The organism is Gordonia heveisoli (genome assembly GCF_030315745.1).
Taxonomy (GTDB): Bacteria; Actinomycetota; Actinomycetes; order Mycobacteriales; family Mycobacteriaceae; genus Gordonia.
This window is the reverse complement of record NZ_JASXSH010000015.1, coordinates 60,350-85,270: the sequence shown is the minus strand read 5'-3', so window position 1 is coordinate 85,270 and position 24,921 is coordinate 60,350. Positions and strand designations below refer to the sequence as shown.

The window sequence follows — 24,921 nt, the reverse complement described above, 5'->3', positions numbered from 1 at the left end:
GGTGAACAGGCATCTACCTGGTCGACACGGTCTGCGGTGACGACGCCGTCGTCGACCCATCAGCGGCATCGCCGATGATCCCGTCTGGCAGCGCACCTTCCGGATAGCCGAAGTCGACGCGCTCGTCACGGTCCGGCGCGTCGATCGTGACCGACGCCAGCAGCGACCGACCCGGCGGCTTGATGCGCACGGTCACCCGGCCCGCCGACACCTCGTCGAGAATCCGCACGACCGCGTCGATCAGATCTTCCCCGGTTCGCCGCCGTACCCGCGCGTCGAGTGCGGCGAGTGCACCGTCGTCGAGCAGGGTCACCGTCGCGCCCCGTGATCGGGCCGCCCACACCGCCGCGCGCATTGCGGGTACGTCAAACCCCGGAGCCCGGATCCCGTCGCGCAGTCGCGCTTCCAGCAGCCGCGCCTGCTTCACCTCGTCGGTGGAGAACTCGTGGCCGTCGACGATCGCGGTGAGGATCGGACGTGCGCTGTCGTCGAAGATGGCCACCTCTCGCTCGCGGACCTCGGCGGCGGCCGCGGCGGCGGCATCGTGCGCCGCCTGACGCTCCTCCCGGCGCCGCAGGACATAGATCTGTCTCGACATCGGCCGCAACATCACCGAGAACAACGACCCCATGATCATGATCGCGTAGCCGGGCATCGTCAGTCCCAGCCCCCATGCCCATCCCTCGCCGACCCAGATCGACCACACCGTCACGAGGACGGTGATGACCGCACTCGAACCCCAGGCAGCTGCAGGGCGGCCGCGAACCGCGACGAAGGCCAGCATGATCACCGACGTCCCGATCGGCGGGCCCGTCATCATCACATGGGTCGGCGGATGAGGTAACGGCGCCAGCCCAAGCACCACCGCGGCCGGCACCAGCACCGAGACCACCACGGTGGGCCGCACCGGCAGCGGGTCACCCACGGTGAACAAGATGATCACACCGATCACGACGAACAACGCGAATCCCGCCAGCAGTGCGGCCCAGTTCGGCGTTCCCGTTACGTCGCGGCAGGCCTTGGCGGTGATCACCACGTAGGTGACACCCAACAGCGCCATCGCCAGTCGCAGATGGCGCGACCCGATTCCGAATGTGTTGACCACGGCGACATCCGACTGGACAGTCATGGGCGCTCCCATCCGATCTGCACCGTGGTACCCCGACCGACCGTGCTCCGGACATCGGCCCAGCCGCCGTCGAGTTGCGCCATGCGACCACGAATGCTGACGTCGATGCCCAGCCTGCCCGCCGGAATCCCGGCCGTGTCGAATCCTGCCCCGTCATCCATCACGGCCATGCTCACCGAATCCGGGGCCAGCGCAACCAGAACCGCGCAGGGCGCGTCGTGCTCCACATGGCGCACGACATTGCGCAGTGCCTCGCTCATCGCCTCCACGACCGCGCCGACGACGTCGGCCGGGTATCCCTGGTCGGGGCCACGGGCGGTCGCGGTCGCCGCAGCGGCATCGACGACACCGTCGGCGTCGTCGTCCGCGGTGCCTGCCGCATCGAGCAGCGCGACCACCTCGGCGTCGGACATGATCTCGACGTCGACACGATCGGTGATGTCGGTTGCCGCCGAACGTATCCGGCGGGCGGCCTCGTCACGGTCCACCGGCCCATGCCGATCGGGCACCGCCGGTCCCTGCGCCAGCTGGTCGAGCTCGGACAGCGCCGACCTGGCCTGCACCATCAGCCGACGGTCGGCGCCGCCGGCGCGGACGGCCAGCAGACTTGCGATGACCCGATCGTGGATGAGCGCATCGAAGCGCGCCTGCTCGGCGTCGCGGGCGGCTGCTGCCGCCGCGGCGGCGGCCTTGCGGTAGGCACCCTCACGGGTTGAGTCGAGGGTCTGCCCGGTACGCACAGCCACCACGACCACCGCCATGAAGACCGAGGTGAACGCCGAGGACCACACGACTTCCAGCACCAGGTCGGAGTTGACGTGCCCGAACCGGCCGACCTGCTGCGCGGTGTTGGCCAACGCGGTCGTCATCACCAGGTTCACCACGCTCAGACGTGGAAGCGTGAGCGCCAGCACCATACTCGGCATCCCGCAAAAGGCGAGCATCCAGACCGCGATCTGGTCGGCGTCGGCCAACGGTTCGCCGCTCCAGGCCATGAACCACAACGCGATCGCCAGTAGGTAGCTGCCCGCGCACAACAGCGCCAGTGGTCGTAGCCACGCCATTCCGGACCGGAAGCTGGACGCGAACAGCAGCAGACCCGGGCCGATCGACAGCAGCACCCCCAGCGGCACCCACCAGAATGCGACCACCTGGGCGGACTGTGCGATATTGCCCGCGGTGACAAACGGATAGCCGACGAAACCCGCACCCAGAAAGCGGGCCCCGATCCGCTGTACCCGCGCGCGGTCGTCATCTCCGGGTTCGGCGGCGAACAGCTGATCGGCGATCCGCCGGCGACGTGAGGTGACCTTGTCGGTGGGATCGGCGCCCGGATCGCCCGAGGCCACCACGACATCGCCGACGACGCTCATCGCCTCATCCCACCTCCCCGATTCCCCGCCGTGCTCCAGGTCGTAGGTCGGCCTGGCCATCATCGCCACCACGCTTCCAGTCATCCGGGTCATCAGCAATCCCCCGAAGGAACCAATCGGCGTATCCAACCCTCCACGGCCCGTGCGGTCAACCCGGACCACACGGCCTAAGCTGGCGACCATGCTCACCGACAAGACCGGCGCCCAGGTCGTCGTCACCGAACAGCCCACCGAACGCCTCTACGAGATCAGCGTCGCGGACACCCGCGCCGGCCTGACCGCCTACCGTGACCACCGCAATCCGGATGCGGCGGACGGTGACCCGATCGAACGGGTGTTCTTCCACACCGAGGTCGCCGAGGAATTCGGCGGCCGCGGGCTCGCGAGCATCCTGGTGGCCGAAGCCGTTGCGGCCACCCGAGCCGCCGGCCTGCTCATCGTCGGGGTGTGTCCGCTGGTCGCGGCCTTTCTCGACAAACATCCCGAATACGACGACATCCGACGACCGGCGACCCCCGGTCTGCAGAGCTGGCTCGAAACCCAGCTCTAAGATTGCGCACCGGTCCCGATACTGTCGGGTACGGGCACTACCCTTACCGTCATGACCGCTGCACAACTGCGCGACCGGCGCACCGACGACCGGCCGGTGGCGTCATGACGCTGCAACCCGGTCAGGAATTCGCCGGCTACCACATCGTTCGCAGACTGGGCGCGGGCGGCATGGGCGAGGTGTATCTCGCGACGCACCCACGGCTCCCCCGGTCCGACGCACTCAAGATCCTCCCCCAGCAGTTCTCCGCCGACCCGATGTTCCGGCGCCGGTTCACCCGGGAGGCCGACATCGCCGCCGGTATCGACCATCCGAATGTGGTCAGCGTGTACGACCGCGGCGAGTCGGACGGCCAGTTGTGGATCACGATGTCCTATGTGGACGGGACCGACGCGTCGAATCTGCTGCGCGACTCGCCGAACGGGCTGGCCACCGACGAAGTGTCGGCGATCATCGGCGCGGTGGCCGACGCGCTCGATCACGCCCACGCGCTCGGGCTGTTGCACCGCGACGTCAAACCGGCGAATATCCTCATCACTAACCCGGCCGGGTCCTCGCGTTCGCCGTCCAAGCGCCGGATCATGTTGGCCGACTTCGGTATCGCCCGACCCATGATCGATGACTCCCACCTCACCTCGACGAACCTCACCGTGGGATCGGTAGCCTACACCTCCCCCGAACAGCTGGCCGGGGACGACCTGGACGGTCGCGCCGACCAGTACTCGCTGGCCTGCACCGCCTACCAGTTGCTGTGCGGCTCAACCCCATTCGCCAACAGCAGCCCGGCAATGCTCATCCACCAGCATCTGTCGGTCCCGCCACCGCCGATCACCACCCGCCGCCCAGACCTGTCATCGCAGGTCGACCGGGTGCTCGCGCGGGCCCTCGACAAAGAACCCGCTCGCCGGTACACCTCGTGCGAACACTTCGCGGCGGATCTCGAAGCCGCGCTCCGGGCCCGCCCGGCAGACGCGACCATGTTCGCCCCGGCATCGGCCCCTCCCGTACCAACTCCGCCGACGCAGAGTCCCCCACCGCCGATCCCACCGGTCGGCCGACCGGCCGACCCACGACCCACCCCACCTCCGTACGCCTCGCCGCCATCCGCACCGTCGTCGGCCCCACGGTTCGTCTCCTCACCTGCGTACGGAACCGTCCCCGCGTTCACACCGGCCCCCTTGTCGCGGACAGATCGGAAGGCTACCGCCGCCCTGATCATCGGCATCGTCGGAATCTTCATCGGGTTCTGTACGTTAGGGCTGCTCAACATCCTCGGCATCGTGCTGGGCATCCGATCGATCAAGGAGAGCGACGGCGGCCCGACTCCGTACGCGAACCGCAACAACGCCGTAGCCGGAGTCGTCCTCGGCGTCGTGGGCCTCCTCATTTCGATCGGCCTTCTCGTGATCGGCTTCACCACCGACAGCTCGTCCTGATCCAACCGATCACGACCCGCACGGGCCGCTCACCATGCCAGCGTCATGAAGACGCTGTTCGGATCTTCCTCGTAGCACCCGAAAGGTCCGCACGGAACGAACCCGGCCGAGCCGTAGAGGCGGCGGGCAGGCTCGAAGAATTCCATCGACCCGGTCTCGAGGGAAACCCTGGTCACATCTCGCATCTTGGCGTCGACCAACAGATGCTCCAGGAGGAGCCGTGCGATCCCTTGACCACGCACCTCGGGAGCGGTTCGCATGCTCTTGAGCTCTTCGTGGCCCGGTTCGAGCTGCACGAGAGCTCCGGTCGCGACCACGTCACCGCCCTGCTTGACAACCCAGAGTCGAACCGACGAATCCATGAGCTCCGCCATGTTCAGGGCGTGCTGACTCGTTGCCGGTGCGGTCGGGGCGATATCCCGGAGATGCGCCTCCAGGAACCCAGTGAGGCCGGCGTCGTCGAAGTCGGCCCGTTCGATCAGGTGCGTTGCAGCCATCGGTGTCTCTCCTCCGCCAGTACCGAAGCTATCTCACGCAGTCTGCGCTGTCAGCCCCAGAGCTTCAGCCAACCTGCTGCGGCCGCCTGCCGAAAAGCAGAAAAGCGGCGCAACCCCTTTCGGGATTGCGCCGCTTCTGCCATGCGCTGAGGGGAAGGCTTACTTGGCCTTCTCCAGCACCTCGACCAGACGCCAGTGCTTGGTCGCCGACAGCGGGCGGGTCTCCATGATCCGCACGCGGTCACCGACGCCGGCATCGCCGTTCTCGTCGTGTGCCTTGACCTTGCTCGTGGTCCGGATGATCTTGCCGTAGAGCTTGTGGCTCTTGCGATCTTCCAGCTCGACCACGATGGTCTTCTGCATCTTGTCGCTCACGACGTACCCGATCCGCTCCTTGCGGCGGGCACGCTCTTCGGTGGTCGTCACCTTCTGGTCCTCACTCATGCGTCATCACCTTCCGGTCCGGACGCCAGGCCCAGCTCGCGCTCACGCATCACGGTGTAGATACGTGCGATCTCGCGACGCACGGTCCGCAGGCGACGGTTGTTGTCGAGCTGGCCGGTGGCCATCTGGAATCGAAGGTTGAACAGCTCTTCCTTCGACTCCTTCAGGCGGTCAACCAGATCGGCATCGTTGAGCTCACGCAGCTCGTTCGCAGCAACTCCGAGTGCCATCAGAACTGCTCCTCTCTGGTCACGATCCGGGTCTTGATCGGGAGCTTGTGCTGCGCGCGACGCAGGGCCTCGCGAGCGATCTCCTCGTTGGGGTAAGTCATCTCGAACAGCACGCGACCCGGCTTGACCGGGGCGACCCACCATTCCGGCGAACCCTTACCGGAACCCATGCGGGTTTCGGCAGGCTTCTTGGTCAGCGGACGGTCCGGGAAGATGTTGATCCAGACCTTGCCGCCACGCTTGATGTGCCGGTTGATGGCGATACGAGCGGACTCGATCTGGCGGTTGGTGATGTACGCGCCTTCCAGAGCCTGGATGCCGTAGTCACCGAACGTCACCTTGGTGCCGCCCTTGGCCTGACCCTTCAGGCTGGGGTGGTGCTGCTTGCGGTGCTTGACCCGCCGTGGGATCAACATGGGCTAGCCCTCCTGCTTCTCGGTACCGGCGCCGGCACCCGCAGTCGCATCCGCAGGAGCATCCGCGGCACGACCGGCCTCGGTGCTGGTCGCGGTGGTACCCGAGGCACCGCTGCGACGCGGACGGCTGGGCCGACGCGGACGGCGATCCTCAGCAGCAGGCGCAGCTGCGGACAGCTCACGACGGCCACCGACGATGTCGCCCTTGTAGATCCACACCTTCACACCGATACGGCCGAAGGTGGTCTTGGCTTCGTAGAGTCCGTAGTCGATGTCGGCGCGCAGCGTGTGCAGCGGCACGCGTCCCTCGCGGTAGAACTCACTGCGGCTCATCTCGGCGCCGCCCAGACGACCCGAGCACTGGACCCGGATGCCCTTCACGTTCGGCTGACGCATCGCCGACTGGATCGCCTTGCGCATCGCGCGGCGGAAGGCCACACGGTTGCTCAGCTGCTCCGCGACGCCCTGGGCCACCAGCTGGGCCTCGGACTCTGCGTTCTTGACCTCGAGGATGTTCAGCTGAACCTGCTTTCCGGTCAGCTTCTCCAGGTCACCACGGATCCGGTCGGCCTCGGCGCCGCGGCGACCGATGACGATGCCCGGACGGGCGGTGTGGATGTCGACGCGAACCCGGTCACGGGTGCGCTCGATCTCCACCTTGGCGATGCCTGCGCGCTCAAGGCCGGTGGCCAGGAGCTTGCGGATGGCAACATCCTCTTTCACGTACTCCGCGTACTGCTTGTCGGCGTACCACCGGGACTTCCAGTCGGTGGTGATGCCCAGACGGAAGCCGTGCGGGTTGATTTTCTGGCCCACTATCAGGCTCCCTTCTTCTTCGGCTGACGCGAACGGCCGCTGGTGGTCGCCTTCGCCGGCACGCTCTCGACCACCACGGTGATGTGGCTGGTGCGCTTGCGGATCCGGAAAGCACGACCCTGTGCACGCGGCTGGAACCGCTTGAGCGTGGGGCCTTCGTCGGCGAACGCGGTGTTGACGACCAGGGTCCGGCGATCCAGACCGAGGTTGTTCTCCGCATTTGCCGCCGCGCTGGCGACGACCTTGTAGACCGGCTCGGACGCCGACTGCGGAGCGAACCGCAGGATGTCGAGGGCCTCGTCGACGTTCTTGCCGCGGATCAGATCGAGCACGCGGCGTGCCTTCATCGGCGTGACGCGAACGAACTTCGCGGTCGCCTTGGCAGTCTGGTTTTCAGTCTGAGTAGTCATGGCTTACCGGCGCTTCGCTTTCCGGTCATCCTTGATGTGACCCTTGAAGGTGCGGGTGGGAGCGAACTCCCCCAGCTTGTGGCCGACCATGTTGTCCGAGATGAACACCGGCACGTGCTTGCGACCGTCATGGACGGCGAAGGTGTGACCGATGAAGTCGGGGATGATGGTCGAACGACGGGACCAGGTCTTGATGACCTGCTTGGTGCCCTTTTCGTTCTGATCATCCACCTTCTTCAGGAGATGGTCGTCGACGAACGGGCCCTTCTTGAGGCTGCGTGGCATTCTCTTACCTCCTCCTGTTCTTATCGCTTGTTCTTGCCGGTGCGGCGACGGCGGACGATCAGCTTGTCGCTCGCCTTGTTCTTACGGGTACGGCCTTCGGGCTTACCCCACGGGCTGACCGGGTGGCGACCACCGGAGGTCTTACCCTCACCACCACCGTGCGGGTGGTCGACCGGGTTCATCACGACACCACGGACCGTCGGGCGCTTGCCCTTCCAGCGCATACGGCCGGCCTTGCCCCAGTTGATGTTGCTCTGCTCGGCGTTGCCGACCTCGCCGACGCTGGCGCGGCAGCGCACGTCGACGCGACGGATCTCACCCGACGGCATACGCAGGGTGGCGTAAGCGCCTTCCTTGCCCAGCAGCTGGATCGAGGCTCCGGCGCTGCGGGCCATCTTGGCCCCGCCACCCGGACGCAGCTCGACGGCGTGCACCTGGGTACCGGTGGGGATGTTGCGCAGCGGCAGGTTGTTACCGGGCTTGATGTCGGCGGTCGGGCCGCTCTCGACAATGTCGCCCTGGTTCAGGCCCTTCGGCGCGATGATGTAGCGCTTCTCGCCATCGACGTAGTGCAGCAACGCGATCCGCGCGGTGCGGTTCGGGTCGTACTCGATGTGCGCGACCTTGGCGTTGATGCCGTCCTTGTCGTTACGACGGAAGTCGATCAGACGGTAGGCACGCTTGTGGCCGCCACCCTTGTGACGGGTGGTGATGCGACCGTGGGCATTTCGGCCACCGCGACCGTGCAGCGGGCGAACGAGCGACTTCTCCGGATGGTCACGGGTGACCTCGGCGAAGTCAGAGCCACTGGCTCCGCGACGACCCGGGGTCGTCGGCTTGTACTTACGAATAGCCATGAGTTCTCAGTCCTTACCTCGAGCCCCGGTCAGCTGACCGAGCCTCCGAAGATCTCGATGGGCTTGCTGTCTTCGCTCAGCGTCACGAACGCACGCTTGGTGGCCTTGCGCTGGCCATAGCCGAAACGGGTGCGCTTGCGCTTGCCCTGTCGGTTCGCGGTGTTGACGCTGGTGACCGTGACGTCGAAGATCTTCTCGATCGCGATCTTGATCTGCGTCTTGTTGGAGTCCGGGTGCACCAGGAAGGTGTAAACACCGTCTTCCTGCAGTCCGTACGACTTCTCCGAGATCACCGGTGCCAGGATGATGTCACGCGGGTCAGCCTGCGTAGCCATCTCAGGCCTCCTTCTTGTTCTGCTCGATGAACGCGTTGAGCGTCTCGACGCTGAACACCACTTCGTCGGCGTCGAGGACGTCGTAGGTGTTGAGCTGGTCTGCCGAGATCGGCAGCACGTTCTGCAGGTTCGCGACGCTCTTCCATGCCGTCAGGTCCTCGCGGCCGAGAACGACCAGGAACTTGCGACGGTCCGAGAGGAGCTCCAGGAACTGCCGAGCCGACTTGGTCGACGGGGCCTGCCCGGCAACCAGTTCGGTGATCACGTGGATGCGCTCGTTGCGGGCGCGATCGCTCAGTGCGCCGCGCAGCGCGGCTGCCTTCATCTTCTTCGGGGTGCGCTGGCTGTAGTCACGCGGCTGCGGGCCGTGGACAACGCCACCGCCGGCGAACTGCGGTGCGCGAGTCGAACCCTGACGGGCGCGGCCGGTGCCCTTCTGGCGGTACGGCTTGGCGCCACCGCCGCGGACCTCGCCACGGGTCTTGGTCGAGTGCGTGCCCTGGCGCGCAGCGGCCTGCTGGGCCACGACGACCTGGTGCATCAGCGCGATGTTCGCCGGGGCGTCGAACAGCTCGGCGGGCAGATCAACGGTTCCGTTGGTCTTACCGTCGGCGGTCTTGACGTCCAGCGTCAGCTTGGTTGCGGTCTCGGTGCTCATTACTTGGCACCACCCTTCACTGCGTCGCGGACCACCACGATGCCGCCCTTGCGACCCGGGATAGCGCCCTTGATCAGCAGGAGGCCGGCCTCGGCGTCCACGCTGTGGACGGTGAGGTTCTGGGTGGTCACCTTGTCGTTACCCATACGTCCGGCCATCCGCATGCCCTTGAACACGCGACCCGGGGTGGCGCAGCCACCGATCGAGCCGGGTGCGCGGTGCACGCGGTGCGCGCCGTGGCTGGCGCCCAGACCGGCGAAGCCGTGACGCTTCATGACGCCGGCGAAACCCTTGCCCTTCGAGGTACCGGTGACGTCGACAAGCGCGCCCTCGGCGAAGACCTCGGCGGTCAGTTCCTGGCCGACCTCGTACGCGCTGACGTCAGCCACGCGGATCTCGGCCAGATGACGGCGCGGGGTGACCCCGGCCTTGCTGTACTGGCCGGCGACCGGCTTGGTGACCTTGCGCGGGTCGATGGCACCGTAGGCGAGCTGAACGGCGGTGTAGCCGTCCTTCTCAGCGGTCCGGAGCTGGGTGATCACGTTCGGGCCGGCCTGAATGACGGTGACCGGGACGACGCGATTGTTCTCGTCGAATACCTGGGTCATGCCGAGCTTGGTGCCCAGAATGCCCTTGCTGCTCTGCTGGTTGCTCATAATCTCTCGTCCCCCCGTCACTGAATGTTGACGTCGACGCTCGCCGGCAGGTCGATGCGCATGAGCGCGTCGACCGTCTTCGGCGTCGGGTCGAGGATGTCGATGAGTCGCTTGTGGGTACGCATCTCGAAGTGTTCGCGGCTGTCCTTGTACTTATGCGGCGAACGGATGACGCAGTACACGTTCTTCTCGGTGGGCAACGGCACCGGGCCGACCACGCGTGCACCCGTACGGGTCACGGTTTCCACGATCTTGCGCGCCGAAGCGTCGATCGCTTCGTGGTCGTAGGCCTTGAGCCTGATGCGGATCTTCTGTCCCGCCACGCTGTGTCCTCTTCCGTCAGTTGTTCTCGACAGACAAACACCGCGTGACCAGGAGCGAGACCTCTCGCCGGCTGAGCACATGACCACCGTGTGAGATACGGCAATCGACGCTGTTCATCTGTCGTTGTACGTTGGTTCGTCGCTGGTACGAACCTTGTCGCCCCGGCACCCGCGGTCGGGCGTGTCGGGTCCGTGAGCCGATATCGGCGCACGCGTTACACGCCCATTCCCCGTTTCCCGGGCTTGGGAGTCATTCACCGTGATCGTCGGCCGCAGTTCACCCGCGTCCGCCGGTCAAGGCAACCCGACAAGTATGCACCAGGTCGGAGGCTCGATCAAATCCGTGGTCGCGAGGGACGGAGGCGACCCTCCCGACGACCACCCGAACGGCCGGATCGGCATCCCCCGCCTCGTGTTCACCCGGCCGTCGAAACTCGGGGACGAATGTTCTTCCCCCACTTACGACGTTTCCCCTAGGTGCAACCAGGGGACGAGTCGGAACCTCGGGGACGAACATTCGTCCCCCACTTTTGGTCCCCCACTTTCGTCCCGCACTTTCGGTCCCCCAAATTCGTCCCCGACTTTCGGCAGGCACGGACCGACGACAAACGCCCCGCGGGTCACCGCGAGGCGTTTGGTGTCGTGCGTGAAGACTATGCCGCCGGAGCCGGGGGCTGCTGCCATCCGGCCTGGGCAGCAGGCTGCGGACGCAGCAGGAGGAACAGACCGCCGACCGCGGTCACGAAGGCCGCGAGCGAAGCCAGGAAGACGATCCAGAGTCCATAGCCTGCACCCACACCCTCGGTGTCGCCGGAACTGTCCCCGACCGCACCGGCCGGATCGGCGAAGAACACCGACGCCGTGATGAGCAGTGCGAATCCGACCAGCACCGAGGCCACCAGTCCCCACGGGAAGTACTTCTTGAGCGACCCGATGAGGAGCGGCAGGGACGCACCGATCAGCAGCAGGCCGAAGATGATGGTCCAGACACCGGGCGCCGACGTGCCTTCCTCGACGCTGTCGGTGTCGACGTCGATACCCTCGGTCGACACCGAGCCCAATCCGCTCACGCTGACACTCGCCGAGCCGCCACCCTGGCCGGCGAAACTGTGCACTTCATAGTCGGCCGACGCCCACGACAGTGTGCTGAAGATGACCAACAGAACGCCGAGGAAGGCGAGCACCGCACCGACGACGGTGAACTGCTTCTGCGCCTCCGGCGTCGGCGGGGTGAAGAATCGAATCAGCAACTGCTGGGTCGTCGTCAGGCCACCGGCGGGCTGCTGCCCCTGTTCTGCCATGGTCTCCCTTTGTTCGTGCGCGACGCGCAGCCGCACTGTCGTCATCTGGACTCTTGTCCAACCGGGTGAAGACTAACCGTCGATCCGTGTCCGGCAAAGCTATTCAGGACACCGGATTGAATGTCGCGACGAAGTCGGTTATGTGACCGACAAGGAACCCTGATGGCAGACAATCCATGACAGTCGACCCATGACAGACGACCCATGACAGACGACAACGGCCGGTCACCATCGTCGCGAGAATTCACGACGACGATGACCGGCCGAATACCAGTCGCGGACTAGCGGACGCGCAGGCTTACTGCTGGCCGCCGGGCCACTGGTTCTGTCCGGGGTACTGCTGATCTCCGTAGCCCTGCTGACCGGGCTGCTGGCCGGGCTGCCCTTGCTGGGGCTGCTGACCCTGCTGGGGCCATCCGCCGGGCTGCGGCTGTCCACCGGTCTGCGGCTGCCCGTAGGCGCCGTAGGACTGCTGCTGGCCACCGGCCTGGTAGCCGCCCTGCTGGGGCCAGCCACCCTGACCGCCACCGGGCGAACCGCCACCGATGAATGCGGGCTGGTTCGGCAGCAGCATCAGCACCGCGGCACCGACCGCCAGGAAGAAGGCGATCAGCGTCGCGAAGAAAACGATCCACAGTCCGTAACCGGCGTCGACTCCGTCGCCGTCGCCGCTGCTGTCCACCACCGCGCCTGCGGGGTCGGAGAAGAAGACGATGCCCATGATGAACAGCGAGAAGCCGACCAGCACTGCGGCCAGTACACCCCAGGAGACGTACTTCTTGATGAGCAACGGAACCGCAGCCGCGATCAGGAAGAGGCCGAAGATGATGGTCCAGACGCCGGGAGCCGAGGTGTCCTTCTCCGCAGCTTTCTCCTGCTTACTGATCTCGGAGCCGCTGGCACCGTCCGCGTCGATCGATACGGAGCCCAGTCCGGACACGCTGGTGTTGACCGAGCCACCACCCTGGTCGCCATAGCTCGGAATGTCGTAGCTCACAGTCGCCCACGACAGGCAGCTGAAGACCACCAGCAGCAGACCGAGGAAGGCCAGCACTGCACCGATGATGACGTACTGCTGTTCTTGAGCCTTACTCGGTCCACCCAGGAAACGTTCGACGATGGCCGGGCGCGGGGCCTTCGGGGCACCGTAGCCGGGCTGGCCGTAACCACCGGGCTGCTGGCCGTAAGCAGGCTGCTGCCCGTAAGCCGGCTGCTGTCCGTAGCCCGCAGCCGGGGGCTGCTGGCCGTATCCGGGCTGCTGCGGCTGGCCGTATCCGCCGGGCTGCTGACCGTAACCGGGCTGCTGGGCTCCGGGCCCGGGGGTACCCGGGTTCTGGCCGCCGGCCGGGTTGTTCCACCCGCCACCAGCTGGTGGTTCGTACGTCATGAGTTCCCCTTCGCTGCGGCATAACGAGCCACTTGAAATATTGACAAATCGGAGCATATCGAATGCGGTGTCGGCTGTATCTCCCCCGAATGCCCCAATCCGCTCGTCAGTATCGTTACCGGCTCCACCTGACAGCGCACCGCAACCCCGACCGACCGGCAACTGACCGTCCAGTAAGATCGGTGCGATGACAGGTTCTGAACGCACCAGTCCGACCTATGCCCTCCGCCGCCGCCTGCCGTCGAATGCACTCGGCAATGCACTGTTCTCGCTCGGAATGGTCGCGCGCGTCCCCTATTTCGGCACCGTGTTGCCCCTGGTGCAGGATATGGAGCCGGGATTCTGCCGGGTCACCGCGCCCAACTGGTTCGGCGTCCACAACCACATCGGAACGTTTCACGCGATCGCCGCGTGCAATCTCGCCGAGGCCGCGATGGGCATGTTGATGGAGGCGACGACGCCGACATCGCATCGCTGGATCCCGAAGGCCATGAACACCGAATATCTGGCCAAGGCGACGACGCGACTCACCGCGGAGGCACGCCTGTCCGGTGACATCGACTTCGACGCGATCACGGCGGGTTCCGACGTGGTCGTGTCGGTCCGGATCCTCGATACCCACGGCGTAGAGGTCGTCCACTGCGACATCACCACCTGGGTCACACCCGCCTGAGACCACGCCGGGCACCCGACCTGCCGAATCCCCATCGAGCCTGCCGGATCAGCGATCACCTCCTACCCTTGGGGAGATGACGTCCGGACTCCCCGAGCACGACGACCCCGCCGACGCGCCACCGAACGAGGCCTGAGCCATGTGCGGAATCTGCGGCGAGATCAGGTTCGACCGGCGGTCGCCGGAGCTGGCCGCAGTGGACGCGATCAACCGGGTGATGACCCCACGAGGCCCCGATACCGGCGGGGCCTTCGTCAAAGGGCCGGTGGCACTGGCCCACCGCCGACTCAAGATCATCGACCTCTCCGAACGCGGAAGTCAGCCGATGGTCGATCCCGACCTTGGTCTGGCCCTGGTCTTCAACGGATGTATCTACAACCACCGCGAGTTGCGGACGGAACTCGAACGCAAGGGGTACCGCTTCTTCTCCCACGCCGACAGCGAGGTGATCCTCAAGGCTTTTCACGCCTGGGGCGACAAATGTGTCGACCGCTTGCTGGGGATGTTCGCCTTTGCCATCGTCGACACCGACACCCATACCCTCACCCTGGCCCGTGACCGTCTCGGCATCAAACCGCTGTACCTCACCCGCGACGCGCAGCGACTCCGTTTCGCGTCCTCGTTACCGGCACTGCTCGCCGGTGGCGGCGTGGACACCGAACTCGATCGGGTGGCGCTGCACCACTATTTCAGCTTTCACGCGGTCGTTCCCGCGCCACACACGATCTACCGCGGCATCACGAAACTTCCCCCCGCCACCGTGGCCACCTTCGGCCCGGACGGACGAAGCACCGAACGTCGTTATTGGACACCGTCATTCGAACGCCAGGAGATCTACGCCGCCTGGGATGCCCGACGCTGGCAACATGAACTGCTGGATTCGCTGCGCACCTCGGTCCGGCGGCGGATGGTCGCCGACGTCCCGGTCGGCGTGCTGCTGTCGGGTGGCATCGACTCGTCGCTCGTGGTTGCCCTCCTCGCCGAGCAGGGCCAGACCGACCTGGCCACGTTCAGCATCGGATTCGACTCCGCGGGTGGTGAATCCGGCGACGAATACGCCTACTCCGATCTGGTGGCAGACACCTTTGCCACCGACCATCACCGCATCCACATCGGTACCGAACGACTACTGCCGGCGGTACCGGACGCGATCGCCGCGATGAACGAGCCGATGGTCAGCCACGACTGCGTGGCCTTCTATCTGCTGTCGCAGGAGGTCAGCAAGTCGATCAAGGTAGTCCAATCCGGGCAGGGCGCCGACGAGATCCTCGGCGGGTACTCCTGGTATCCGCCACTCCAGCGGGTGCCCCGCTCGCAGACCACCGCGGCCTACGCGTCGGTGTTCTTCGATCGATCCGACGCCGACCTTCGGGCGCTCTTGTCCGACGACTACCTTCCCGACGAAACCGACGATCCCAGTTGGACATTCGTACACGACCAGCAGTCCGCCCCGGGCGCCGACACCGCCGTCGACGCCGCCCTGCGCCTGGACACCACGATCATGCTCGTCGACGACCCGGTCAAGCGGGTGGACTCGATGACGATGGCATGGGGTCTGGAGGCCCGCGTCCCCTTCCTCGATCACGAGTTCGTCGAGCTCGCCGGAGCCTGCCCACCCGAGCTGAAACTCGCACACGGCGGCAAAGGTGTACTCAAGGACGCCGCCCGCGGTCTCCTGCCCGGCGCCGTGATCGACCGGACCAAAGGCTACTTCCCGGTGCCGGGCATCCGTCACCTGTCCGGTGGCGTACTCGACCTCGTGACCGACGCCCTGCGGTCGAGGGCGGCGCGCAACCGCGGTCTCTACCGGCGTGCCGCGCTGAAGCGGCTGTTCGCCCACCCGAACGACTATCGGACCCCACTCGGCGGCAACGAGCTCTGGCAGGTTGCCATCCTCGAATTATGGTTGCAGTCAATGGAAGCCCCGCGCCGGTGACCGCCATCCGATTCGACGACCACGGGCTGCACACACGGGGTGCCTCGGTATCACCGAACGGTCGCGCCTTCGCCTATGTCGTCGACGACGGCACCGGCGACCCACGGGCGACGCAGCGCGCGCTGTCACCGAGCGGGGTGGGACCCCGGCGTGACGTCGAGATCCCCGCCACCGGGCCGGTCCGCAGGCTGATGCACTCCGCCGACGGTCGCTGGCTCGCCGTCGAGGTGGCACCGGGCGGCGGTGAACACCATCAGGTCTGGGTCGTGACCACCGATCCCGACGACGACACCGCATTCCGCATCGACGGCGCCCGGCCCGACGCTCCCCCGTTCGCCACCATGACGCTGGTCGGCTGGGACACCGACTGGGTGCTGATCACCGCGACCACCGCAGACGGCACCGGTCACGGATTGCGGGTGCACCCGGGCACGCAGACCACCCAGACGCTCGATATCAGAGTCGGCGGATCGCTCATCGACTCGTGGAAGGGCGCCTCGCTGGTGTGCGCCGGCCCGCGCGGCTATCGGGACATGCTCCTCGTCCGCCGCACGATTCACTCCGAATCCACCACCGGGCAGCCGATGGCGACCGGCGATGTCGCACCCGTGGCAGTCGGCGCGGGCGACCTCGGCGCTCGCACGATCCGGCCGCTACTGCCCAACGATCCCGGGTCGGTGACCGATCGCGGCCGCATCCTCGATCAGGGTTATGACCATCCCTCGCTGGTCTTCGTCGGCTCGCCGCCGTACGGTGAACGCGACCTGGACTCGGTACAGGCACTGGTCCTCAGCGACGTCGACGCCACCTATCCTCGGCTTCTCGGCGTCGAGGTCGGCACCTACGGCATCCGCTACCGGGTGCTTGCCGAGCGTGCCGATGCCGGACTCGACGACTTCGCCGTCTCCCATGACCAGTCCACCGTCGCGCTGCTCTGGAATGTGCGGGGCCGCAGCGAACTACAGATCCTGAGCCTGCCCGATCAGACCCTGCTCCCGCCGATCCCGCTCCCCGGCGAGGTGGGCTCGGAGCTGTCGATCAGCGCAGCCGGGGCACTTGTCGCGCTGACCGTCGCCGGCCCCGATGCCCCGCCCCAGGTGCATCTGGTGACCACCGCGACCGGCGCGGTGACCTCGATCGGGCACGACGACGACGAGGTCGACGCCCCGACAGCCGGTCTACGTGCCGAGCCGCTGGACGTGACCGCCCGGGACGGGATGTCACTGCCCGGCTGGCTGTATCGCGCCGCAGGCGACCGGCCGCCCTGTCTGCTGTACTTCCACGGCGGGCCAGAGGGACAGAGCCGCCCCGATCACCAGTTCTTGTTCGGTCCACTCGTCGACGCGGGTATCTCGGTCTTTGCCCCGAATGTCCGGGGATCCGCCGGGTATGGCCGGATCTTCTCCCACGCCGACGACCGCTACGGCCGGTACGCCGGCATCGACGATGTCGCCGACTGCGCAAAGTTCCTGCGGGACAACGATCTCGCCGACCCCGACGCCATCTACTGTGCCGGCCGTTCCTACGGCGGCTATCTGACGCTGGCCGCGCTCACCTTCCACCCGGAACTGTTCGCCGCAGGGGTGGCGATCTGCGGGATGAGTGACCTCGAATCATTTTTCCGCAACACCGAACCGTGGATCGCGATCGCCGCGTATACGAAGTACGGGCATCCCGACTCCGACCGCGAACTGCTGCGGGATCTGTCCCCGATCCACCGGATCGCGTCGGTCCGCGCCCCGCTGCTGGTCGTCCACGGCGCGCATGACACCAATGTCCCGGTCAGCGAGTCCCTGCAGATCGTCAACGAATTGCGTTCCGGCGGATCACAAGCCGAACTGTTGATCTTCGACGACGAAGGACACGAGATCGTACGCCGCGTGAATCAGCGCACGCTGGCCGAAGCAGCCGTGAGTTGGATCCGGCAGGCCGATCCACGCGGCACCGTGGCGCGCTCCGGGGCCTGAGGGTCCAGTGCCACGCTCATCATCGGCGAAGTGCCGAGGTCAGTGCGACAATCACCGACGTGAACTCCCGAATGAGCGATCGGCTCCGCGCCCAGCTGGGGCTGAGTGAGTCCCACCTGAGCCGGGCCCATGCCACCGGAACCGATGTGCTCGGGGAGTTGCGGCGTCTGATCCTGTCCGGCGCGGCCCGGCCCGGCACGCCGATCCCGGCCGGCGAGGTGGCCGACGCCTTCGCGGTCAGTCCGATCCCGGTGCGTGAGGCCCTGAAGACTCTGGTCGGAGAGGGTTTGGTGGTTCACCGGCCGAACTCCGGTTATCGAGTCGGACAGATGTCGGCGGACGAACTACGGGAGATCTACTTCATCCGCGGCGTACTGGAACAGGCCGCGCTCACCGGGGCCGTCGCCCACATCACCGACGACGAGATCGATGTCGCGCGCGGCCATCACGAGCAACTGCTCACCGCGGCCCGCTTCCACGACGGCAAGTCCTTTCACGACGTGTCGCGTGAATTCCATCGCCGCCTGTGCCTGCCGTGCGGCATGCCGCGGCTGCTCACCATGTTCGACGCGACGTGGAATCTCACCGAACCGTTCCAGGTGATGCGCGCGGTGGACACCTACACCCAGCGGCTACTCAACGACGATCACGCGGCCCTGCTCATCGCCTTCGCCGACCGCGATGCCCAATCGGTACTTCAGATCGCAGGAATCCATCACACCCGGTTGGAGAGCGCCATCATGGCGACCGCCACCCGGCTCGACGTGCTGCCCGACACACCGTCCTGACCTGAGCCGCCCGCGCAGAATATATCTGCGCGGTAATCGTCGAGTAACACAACATTTCTAGGTTGTCTCCATCGGGCCCACCCCCATAGGCCCCGACCCGAGGAGACCCCCATGTCGGCATCCGACACCGGCGCCCCGACCAGCGGCCACAGCGCCGCCGGCGAGAGCGTCATCAAACCCGACTACGACCCCCAACTCACCAACGCCGATCTCGCCCCGCTGCGGGAGCAGAAGTGGAACTGGTACAACATCTTCGCGTTCTGGATGTCGGATGTGCACAGTGTCGGCGGATATGTGTTCGCGGGCAGCCTGTTCGCCTTGGGAATCGCAGCCTGGCAAGTGCTGGTGGTACTGGTGGTCGGCATCGTCGCGGTGAACCTGCTATGCAATCTGGTTGCCAAGCCGTCGCAGCAGGCCGGCGTGCCCTACCCGGTGACCACCCGAATCTGTTTCGGCGTCAAGGGAGCCAATATCCCCGCGATCATCCGCGGGCTCATCGCGGTCGTCTGGTACGGCATCCAGACCTACCTTGCGTCGGTGGCCTTTGGCCTGCTGGCCCTCAAGTTCTGGCCATCGCTGGCCGACTACGGCGAGGACGGCACCCATTCGTTCCTGGGACTATCCCCGCTCGGCTGGGCCGGCTTCATGCTCATGTGGGTCCTGCAGGCGCTGGTCTTCTGGAACGGTATGGACACCATTCGCAAATTCATCGACTTCTGCGGTCCCGCAGTCTATGTCGTGATGATCGCATTGGCGGGCTATCTCATCGTCAAAGCCGGTTGGGACAATGTACATTTCGACCTCACCGACGGTCCGGCCAGCACCGGTTGGGCTTCGGTCACCGCGATGATCAGTGCCTTCGCACTGGTGGTCTCCTACTTCTCCGGTCCGATGCTCAACTTCGGCGACTTCTCCCGCTACGGAAAGTCCTTCGCCGAGGTCAAGAAGGGCAACTTCCTCGGCCTGCCGGTGAATTTCCTGTTCTTCTCGATTCTGGTGGTGTGCACCGTATCCGCGGGAGCCACCGTCATCGGTCGTGACGCGGACGGCAAGATCATCACCGATCCGGTACACATCGTGGACCAGATCGACAACACCACCGCGGCCGTCCTGGGAGTGCTGACCTTCGCGATCGCCACCATCGGCATCAACATCGTCGCCAACTTCGTCTCGCCTGCCTTCGACTTCTCGAATGTCGCACCCACCAAGGTGTCCTGGCGGATGGGCGGCATGATCGCCGCAGTCGGCTCGGTGCTGATCACGCCATGGAATCTGTTCAACAATGCGAACGCCATCCACTACACGATGGACACCCTCGGAGCCGTGATCGGCCCGCTGTTCGGCATTCTCATCGCCGACTTCTACTTTGTCCGCAAGCAGCGGATCATCGTCGATGACCTGTTCACGCTGAAGCCGTCGGGCGCCTATTTCTACCGCAACGGCTGGAACCCGGTCGCGGTGATGTCGGTGATCGTCGCCTCGGTTCTGCCTATCTCCGTGGTCATCTGGGGCACGCCGTATCAGGCCAGCTTCACCTGGTTCATGGGTGCCGCCGCCGGCGGCGTCGCCTATTGGTGCGGTATGCGATTCCTCCCGCACTCGTTCATCTGCGGTGCCGCACCGTCAGCACACCTCACCACCGACATCGAAGTCGCCGCCGATGGCACCGAAACCCCGGTGACTAGCGCCGAAAAGGCCGATCTGGCTTGAGAATCTGCGTCATCAACCCGAACACCACCGCGTCGATGACCGCGCTGATCGAGACCTCTGCGCGTGCCGTCGCCCGCCCGGACGCCGAGATCGTCGCGGTCACCTCGGCCACCGGCCCCGCTGCCATCGAGAGCCACTACGACGAGGCTCTCGCAGTGCCGGGACTGCTGCGCGCGATCGAGACGAATCCCGGTATGGACGGCTATCTCGTCGCCTGCTTCGGCGATCCGGGCGTACACGCCGCGCGGGAGATCGCGACGGCGCCGGTACTGGGTATCGCCGAGGCGGCGATGTCGATCGCAGCCCCGCTTGGCCGAGGATTCTCCATCGTCACCACCCTGTCCCGAACGGTCGGCCACGCCTCGGATCTGGTGCACCACCATGGTTTCGGTCGTCGTTGCCGCGGCATCCACGCCTGCGACATCGGCGTACTCGAGCTGGAGTCGAATCCGGTGACCGTGGACATCCTGATCAAGGCCGCCGACGCCGCGCTGGCCGCCGACGGGTCCGACGCGATCGTCCTCGGATGCGCGGGGATGGCGGATCTGGCCGGTGAGATCGGTGCCCGGATCGGGGCACCGGTCATCGACGGTGTCGCGGCCGGGGTGGGCATGTTGACAACAATGGCGGCGATGGGACTGTCCACCGGCACCGCGTCCGGCGAATTCGCGCCGCCGTCACCCCAGCCATACTGCGGGGCACTCTCCGATTTCGGGATCAGCTCGTGACTCCAGGACCACTCACGTCCAGGTTCGCGATGACCCGGTCCGGGTCGATCCAGACCACGAGTTCGCCGGGTACCCCGTTACGCGCCCCGAACTCGGCGGCGCGTTCGGCACCCATGTAGCGGCTGCCGCACATCGCCGCGATCCGGGTCACCTCGTCGAGGTCCTCGCCGAGGATTGCACGACCCTGCACCTGCACGAAGGCGTACGGCGGACCGGCTAGGTCCACCGACATGGTCACCCGCGGATCACGGACCAGCGCACGACCTTTCGCCGTATCCGCGCCGGTGTTGAAGGCGATACGGCCACCGTCGAGGACGAACCACACCGGCGCGACGAGCGGCCTCCCGTCGCCGGCAAGAAACCCGAGATGCCCGGTCCGGGTGCCTGCGGTGAGAAACTCGCGGATGCGCGGGTCGTCGAGTGAGGTGGCGTTCATGTCCGATCTCCTGATTCGATAGTCGGCCTGATTCATCGCGCGGCGAGAACGTCTCCGATCCGGCACGCCATCATCATGATGGTGGCGTGCGGGCCGCTTCGGCCACCGGTGGGCAGGATCGAACCGTCCACCACCCGTAAGCCGCGAGTATCGACCACGCTGCCGAGTCCGTCGGCCAGCTCCCCCATCGGCAGACTGCCCCAGGCGTGCTGGGAGGTCCCGAAAGCCTCGGCGACCGTGATCGAATCCGGATCGGCGACGTCGGCGAAGGTCGGGTCGGCGAGCATCTCGGCGACCTCGTCGGCAGCTGCGCGCATGGAGCGGGCCGAGTCGGCGTCGACCTCGTCGAAGTCGACGGCCATCGTATGACCGTCCGAGCGCACCCAGCCGACGCCGTGATGCATGGCGGCCACCCCGATCTCGGCGAACGATCGTGGCAGACCATCGATATAGGCAGCCAGATCGTCACGGTAGCAGCGTATTTCGAGTCGAGCGTCGGTATGGACGACGGTGGGGAGCAGCGGACCCGGTTCGGCCGGACGCGGCCGGCGATAGGTGACGGCAAGACTGCGATGCTCGCCGATGCGCAGCGCGGTCGATCCTGCGAACCCGCTCAGGCCGCTGCGCAGCAGGATACCCGCGGTGCCGATCGTACCGGCGCACAAGATGACCTCACCCGCCCGAACGGTGGTGGACCCGATCTGTACACCGGTTACCGTGCGCCCGCCGGTAACCGCCAGGGCATCGACGGTGGAGTTCGCCAGGACCCGAAGATTCGGTCGGCCGGTCGCCGGGCGCAGATAGGCCTCTGCCGCGGTCATCCGCAGCCTACCGGCCCGGTTGCACGGCACCCGATTGAGGCCGACGATCGGCCATCGTTCGCCCGCCGGCCGGCTCGGCATCCGCGCCGACCAATAGGACTCGAATGCCATTGCGGTGTCGCCGATTTCACTGTCGTCCAGGATGTCTACACCCATCGCGCCACCCGGCCCGTCGAGTTCGGTGTAGGCGGTCTCGACCTCATCGCGTCCCCAACCGTCGGGCCAGCCATGAAAGTCCTCGACATGCCAGCGCAGGAAGTACCCGCCGTTGATGACCGACGACCCGCCCAGGCCACTGCCCCGCACGATCTGAAGTCCGGAATCGGCGGGGTGACTCACGGCATGCGCCGCGCTGACTCCGATCGGCAGCCGGCGCAGGTCACGGACCGAGTCGGCCGGCCAGGTGTCCGACCCCCGTTCGACCAGCACCACCGACCGATCGTGGTCGCGGGAAAGACGTTCGGCCAGGACACATCCGGCACTGCCGGCACCGACGATGACGACATCGGCCGGTTCGGTCCGGCCGATGGTCATGGCCGCAGGACCGGGCGCAACGCCGCCAGATCGCGGTGCTCGATAACGCCCTGCCACAGTCCGGCCCCATACGCCAGGTCGTCGAGGCGTCGCATGACCAGATAACTGATCGGACCGAGGGTCGGGGTGGCCGGATCAGCGATGAGCGCGCGCACCCAGGCGACGACCCCCTCGGCGACGGCCACCTCGACGGTCAACTTGCGGAAGCGACTGGAGATCAAGGCCAGCACAAGCGCTATCGGCCAGTAATGGCGACAGATCGCCCCGCCCGCCTGTAGCAGTCCGAAGCCTGCCGCGCGTCCGGTCATCTGTGCCGCCACCAGTGGCGCCGATGGCAGCTCACCGAGCCGGCGTTGCAGCCGAACGGCAACCTGCGTGAGGATCACCATCGCGATGGCCACACCGATCTTGGTTCGGCTCATCAGTGCGACGACCGCGGCCGCCATCGGGATCGACATCACCAGCGGGGCACTGCGCGCCCCATGCCGCTCGGCGAGGAAGGCCGCGCCGGTGCCGTAGAAGCGTCGCCGGGAGAGCACCGACCGCAGGTCGGTGCGATGGTCGTGGGACACCCGGGCGAGCGGGTCGTAGCGGATTCGCCAGCCCGCCATATGCGTACGCCAGCACACATCGACGTCCTCAGCCACCCGAAGTTCCTCGTCGAATCCACAGAAGACCTTGCGGCGCACCAGCATTGCCGCACTGGGAACATAGGCAACGGCAGTCGACGGCACCACGGCGGATTCCTCCGGACCCATATCGAGCGACGACCAGCCATTCTCATACCGTTCGGCCAGCGACTGCTTCTCCGCCGTGCCGCCGCCGGACGCCCCCGACCAGGTCAGTCCGACGATTCGCGGGGCGACGACCGCGACGGTCGGATCCGAGAAATGCGCGAGCAGGATCGTGAGCCAGTCCGGCCCCGGCACCACGTCGGAGTCGAGGAAGGCGACGTAGTCGGTGGCGGCGGCCGCCAGGCCCGCATTGCGCGCGGCGGCCGGGCCTCGATTCTCCTCGAACCGGATCACCCGCACATTCGGGGCGTCGCCGCTGATGGGTCGGCGCGAGCCGTCATCGACGATGATCACCGCAACGCCGCCGGCCGCCTCGATCAGCCGGTCCACCCCCGCCTGATTGTCCCTGACCGGCACCACGATCGTCACCTCGTCGGCGTGCGGCCCGAACATCGGCCGGGGGTTGGCCACCCCAGCGTCCATGAGGGATCGGGCCAGACGTCGAGTAGCCTTGTCGCACACAACTATCCGGCCGTCATCGGAGGTCATGGAAAGCGCGGCGTCGGACATCCGGAGCATCCGGGCGGGCGACCCGCCGACCAGGTAGCGCAGATCGTCGTGGCGCGCGCAGCGCAGATCGATCTGCACCTGGAAACCATCGGGCAACTCGTCGTCCTCCGGGGCGATGCGCACCGGATCCTCCAGCGCCGTCATCCCAGCCGCCCGTTCTCGTCGACATCCCACGCCGCGACCGCCGCAACCCCGCCGTCGACCACCGCGTCGAAGAGCCCGGCACCCGCCGCGGCGGTCGCGGCCCGAGGATCGCCGAGCACCCCGGTCGCACTCACCGCGGCGACACCACCGGCGCGCATCGGCTCCAGCAGGGCGGCGACGGGCGTACAGTTGCCCGGCACCCGACGCTCGGACTCGGCCACGAGTTCAGGCGAGATATGTAGCAGCACAGACGTTTCGGTATATCCCGCGTGAGCGTCGGCATCGGCGAAGGCGCACGGGAACCAGGCGACATCCCGTCCCTCATAGCGCAGTCGGGACACCGCGGAGCGCAGGGTCAACGCATTGCCTCCGTGTCCGTTGACGAACAGCAGACGGGCCGCCCAGCGGCAGGCGCTGCGGCCGTACTCGACGAGGAGCGCCAACAGTGCCTCGTGACCGATGGAGACCGTGCCCGCGAATCCCTCATGTTCACCGCTCGCGCCGTAGGCCAGCGGGGGCGCGACGATCACCGACGCGTCGTCGAGCCGGGTACAGATCTGTTCGGCGACCGCCGCGGCGATCCGGGTATCGGTGTCCAGCGGGAGATGGGGGCCATGTTGTTCGACCGCACCCAGAGGAACCACCAGCGTCATCGGACGTCCATCGAGGTCTGGCCAGCTGCAGTGCCCCAGTGCCGCCCGATCTGTCATTCAGCCCATGCTAGCGAGCGCGCCGGGAACTGTTAACGGGGTCCGGCCAATTAGTGTCCGAAGAATC

At 66.5% G+C, this 24,921-nt stretch carries 28 protein-coding genes; 8 read left to right on the top strand and 20 right to left on the bottom strand.

The features are described 5' to 3' along the window. Nucleotides 1-13 precede the first annotated feature (13 nt). Nucleotides 14-1,129 (bottom strand): hypothetical protein, encoded by a 1,116-nt coding sequence (locus QSJ18_RS14330; protein ID WP_286327207.1) that lies wholly within the window; start codon nt 1,127-1,129, stop codon nt 14-16. After that, nucleotides 1,126-2,595: a sensor histidine kinase gene (locus QSJ18_RS14325; protein WP_286327206.1), complete on the bottom strand. Its 1,470-nt coding sequence runs from the start codon at nt 2,593-2,595 to the stop codon at nt 1,126-1,128. The genes QSJ18_RS14330 and QSJ18_RS14325 overlap by 4 nt, the downstream gene beginning before the upstream one ends. An 88-nt stretch (nt 2,596-2,683) precedes the next feature. Between QSJ18_RS14325 and QSJ18_RS14320 the strand changes: the two genes are divergently transcribed. Both QSJ18_RS14320 and QSJ18_RS14315 read left to right on the top strand, forming a co-directional pair. After that, on the top strand, nt 2,684-3,052 hold the full coding sequence (locus QSJ18_RS14320) for a GNAT family N-acetyltransferase (protein WP_286327205.1): 369 nt from the start codon (nt 2,684-2,686) through the stop codon (nt 3,050-3,052). 104 nt (nt 3,053-3,156) lie between these two features. Beyond that, nucleotides 3,157-4,488 (top strand): serine/threonine-protein kinase, encoded by a 1,332-nt coding sequence (locus QSJ18_RS14315; RefSeq protein WP_286327204.1) that lies wholly within the window; start codon nt 3,157-3,159, stop codon nt 4,486-4,488. Nucleotides 4,489-4,517: 29 nt separating this feature from the next. Here QSJ18_RS14315 and QSJ18_RS14310 read toward each other — a convergent pair whose 3' ends face one another. The 14 genes from QSJ18_RS14310 to QSJ18_RS14245 all read right to left on the bottom strand — a co-directional run bounded on the left by QSJ18_RS14310 (nt 4,518) and on the right by QSJ18_RS14245 (nt 13,103). After that, nucleotides 4,518-4,985 (bottom strand): GNAT family N-acetyltransferase, encoded by a 468-nt coding sequence (locus QSJ18_RS14310; protein WP_286327203.1) that lies wholly within the window; start codon nt 4,983-4,985, stop codon nt 4,518-4,520. A gap of 159 nt (nt 4,986-5,144) precedes the next feature. Then, entirely contained in the window at nt 5,145-5,429 is a 285-nt protein-coding gene (gene rpsQ, locus QSJ18_RS14305; protein WP_286327202.1) for a 30S ribosomal protein S17, read from the bottom strand. Further along, nucleotides 5,426-5,659 (bottom strand): 50S ribosomal protein L29, encoded by a 234-nt coding sequence (rpmC, locus tag QSJ18_RS14300; protein WP_188328728.1) that lies wholly within the window; start codon nt 5,657-5,659, stop codon nt 5,426-5,428. The genes rpsQ and rpmC overlap by 4 nt, the downstream gene beginning before the upstream one ends. Next, a complete protein-coding gene (rplP, locus tag QSJ18_RS14295) occupies nt 5,659-6,075 on the bottom strand; it encodes a 50S ribosomal protein L16 (protein ID WP_004020548.1) in 417 nt (138 codons plus the stop codon). Before rplP ends, rpmC begins: the two co-directional genes overlap by 1 nt. Before the next feature lie 3 nt (nt 6,076-6,078). Beyond that, nucleotides 6,079-6,891 carry a 30S ribosomal protein S3 gene (rpsC, locus tag QSJ18_RS14290; RefSeq protein WP_286327201.1) on the bottom strand — a complete coding sequence of 271 codons (813 nt, stop codon included), beginning with the start codon at nt 6,889-6,891 and terminating at the stop codon, nt 6,079-6,081. 2 nt (nt 6,892-6,893) lie between these two features. Next, a complete protein-coding gene (gene rplV / locus QSJ18_RS14285) occupies nt 6,894-7,301 on the bottom strand; it encodes a 50S ribosomal protein L22 (RefSeq protein WP_286327200.1) in 408 nt (135 codons plus the stop codon). A 3-nt stretch (nt 7,302-7,304) separates the two neighbouring features. After that, on the bottom strand, nt 7,305-7,586 hold the full coding sequence (rpsS, locus tag QSJ18_RS14280) for a 30S ribosomal protein S19 (protein WP_286327199.1): 282 nt from the start codon (nt 7,584-7,586) through the stop codon (nt 7,305-7,307). 20 nt (nt 7,587-7,606) lie between these two features. Further along, the gene (rplB, locus tag QSJ18_RS14275) at nt 7,607-8,443 is read right to left on the bottom strand and encodes a 50S ribosomal protein L2 (protein WP_286327198.1); all 837 of its coding nucleotides are present in this window, start codon (nt 8,441-8,443) and stop codon (nt 7,607-7,609) included. A gap of 29 nt (nt 8,444-8,472) precedes the next feature. Beyond that, complete coding sequence (rplW, locus tag QSJ18_RS14270; RefSeq protein ID WP_286327197.1) at nt 8,473-8,778, bottom strand: 50S ribosomal protein L23; 306 nt, start codon at nt 8,776-8,778, stop codon at nt 8,473-8,475. Between the two features lies 1 nt (nt 8,779). After that, nucleotides 8,780-9,436, bottom strand: a complete 657-nt coding sequence (gene rplD, locus QSJ18_RS14265) for a 50S ribosomal protein L4 (protein WP_286327196.1) — start codon at nt 9,434-9,436, stop codon at nt 8,780-8,782. After that, nucleotides 9,436-10,092 carry a 50S ribosomal protein L3 gene (gene rplC, locus QSJ18_RS14260; RefSeq protein WP_286327195.1) on the bottom strand — a complete coding sequence of 219 codons (657 nt, stop codon included), beginning with the start codon at nt 10,090-10,092 and terminating at the stop codon, nt 9,436-9,438. The genes rplD and rplC overlap by 1 nt, the downstream gene beginning before the upstream one ends. Nucleotides 10,093-10,109: 17 nt before the next feature. Then, nucleotides 10,110-10,415 carry a 30S ribosomal protein S10 gene (gene rpsJ / locus QSJ18_RS14255; protein WP_003938093.1) on the bottom strand — a complete coding sequence of 102 codons (306 nt, stop codon included), beginning with the start codon at nt 10,413-10,415 and terminating at the stop codon, nt 10,110-10,112. 653 nt (nt 10,416-11,068) lie between these two features. Beyond that, nucleotides 11,069-11,716, bottom strand: coding sequence for a hypothetical protein (locus QSJ18_RS14250; RefSeq protein WP_286327194.1), 648 nt, complete (start codon nt 11,714-11,716; stop codon nt 11,069-11,071). Nucleotides 11,717-12,014: 298 nt separating this feature from the next. Continuing rightward, nucleotides 12,015-13,103 carry a hypothetical protein gene (locus QSJ18_RS14245; RefSeq protein WP_286327193.1) on the bottom strand — a complete coding sequence of 363 codons (1,089 nt, stop codon included), beginning with the start codon at nt 13,101-13,103 and terminating at the stop codon, nt 12,015-12,017. A gap of 187 nt (nt 13,104-13,290) precedes the next feature. On the opposite strand from QSJ18_RS14245, the gene QSJ18_RS14240 reads away from it, so the two are divergent. From QSJ18_RS14240 to QSJ18_RS14215, 6 genes are all read left to right on the top strand, one after another. Then, the gene (locus QSJ18_RS14240) at nt 13,291-13,776 is read left to right on the top strand and encodes a hotdog fold domain-containing protein (RefSeq protein ID WP_286327192.1); all 486 of its coding nucleotides are present in this window, start codon (nt 13,291-13,293) and stop codon (nt 13,774-13,776) included. Nucleotides 13,777-13,915: 139 nt separating this feature from the next. Continuing rightward, nucleotides 13,916-15,712, top strand: coding sequence for an N-acetylglutaminylglutamine amidotransferase (locus QSJ18_RS14235; RefSeq protein WP_286327191.1), 1,797 nt, complete (start codon nt 13,916-13,918; stop codon nt 15,710-15,712). Then, nucleotides 15,679-17,679, top strand: a complete 2,001-nt coding sequence (locus tag QSJ18_RS14230) for a S9 family peptidase (RefSeq protein WP_286327190.1) — start codon at nt 15,679-15,681, stop codon at nt 17,677-17,679. Before QSJ18_RS14235 ends, QSJ18_RS14230 begins: the two co-directional genes overlap by 34 nt. Nucleotides 17,680-17,750: 71 nt before the next feature. Next, nucleotides 17,751-18,467 (top strand): GntR family transcriptional regulator, encoded by a 717-nt coding sequence (locus QSJ18_RS14225; RefSeq protein WP_286327223.1) that lies wholly within the window; start codon nt 17,751-17,753, stop codon nt 18,465-18,467. A gap of 111 nt (nt 18,468-18,578) precedes the next feature. After that, nucleotides 18,579-20,177: an NCS1 family nucleobase:cation symporter-1 gene (locus QSJ18_RS14220; RefSeq protein WP_286327189.1), complete on the top strand. Its 1,599-nt coding sequence runs from the start codon at nt 18,579-18,581 to the stop codon at nt 20,175-20,177. Continuing rightward, nucleotides 20,174-20,905 carry an aspartate/glutamate racemase family protein gene (locus QSJ18_RS14215; protein WP_286327187.1) on the top strand — a complete coding sequence of 244 codons (732 nt, stop codon included), beginning with the start codon at nt 20,174-20,176 and terminating at the stop codon, nt 20,903-20,905. The genes QSJ18_RS14220 and QSJ18_RS14215 overlap by 4 nt, the downstream gene beginning before the upstream one ends. Here QSJ18_RS14215 and QSJ18_RS14210 read toward each other — a convergent pair. Genes QSJ18_RS14210 through mftE form a run of 4 tightly spaced genes read right to left on the bottom strand, consistent with a single transcriptional unit; the run spans nt 20,895 to nt 24,854 of the window. Then, nucleotides 20,895-21,341 (bottom strand): PPOX class F420-dependent oxidoreductase, encoded by a 447-nt coding sequence (locus QSJ18_RS14210; protein ID WP_286327185.1) that lies wholly within the window; start codon nt 21,339-21,341, stop codon nt 20,895-20,897. The two genes, QSJ18_RS14215 and QSJ18_RS14210, sit on opposite strands and share 11 nt — an antisense overlap. Before the next feature lie 32 nt (nt 21,342-21,373). Further along, the gene (mftG, locus tag QSJ18_RS14205; RefSeq protein ID WP_286327184.1) at nt 21,374-22,696 is read right to left on the bottom strand and encodes a mycofactocin system GMC family oxidoreductase MftG; all 1,323 of its coding nucleotides are present in this window, start codon (nt 22,694-22,696) and stop codon (nt 21,374-21,376) included. Next, complete coding sequence (gene mftF, locus QSJ18_RS14200) at nt 22,693-24,144, bottom strand: mycofactocin biosynthesis glycosyltransferase MftF (protein WP_286327182.1); 1,452 nt, start codon at nt 24,142-24,144, stop codon at nt 22,693-22,695. The genes mftG and mftF overlap by 4 nt, the downstream gene beginning before the upstream one ends. Beyond that, entirely contained in the window at nt 24,141-24,854 is a 714-nt protein-coding gene (gene mftE, locus QSJ18_RS14195; protein WP_286327181.1) for a mycofactocin biosynthesis peptidyl-dipeptidase MftE, read from the bottom strand. Before mftE ends, mftF begins: the two co-directional genes overlap by 4 nt. Nucleotides 24,855-24,921 lie beyond the last annotated feature (67 nt).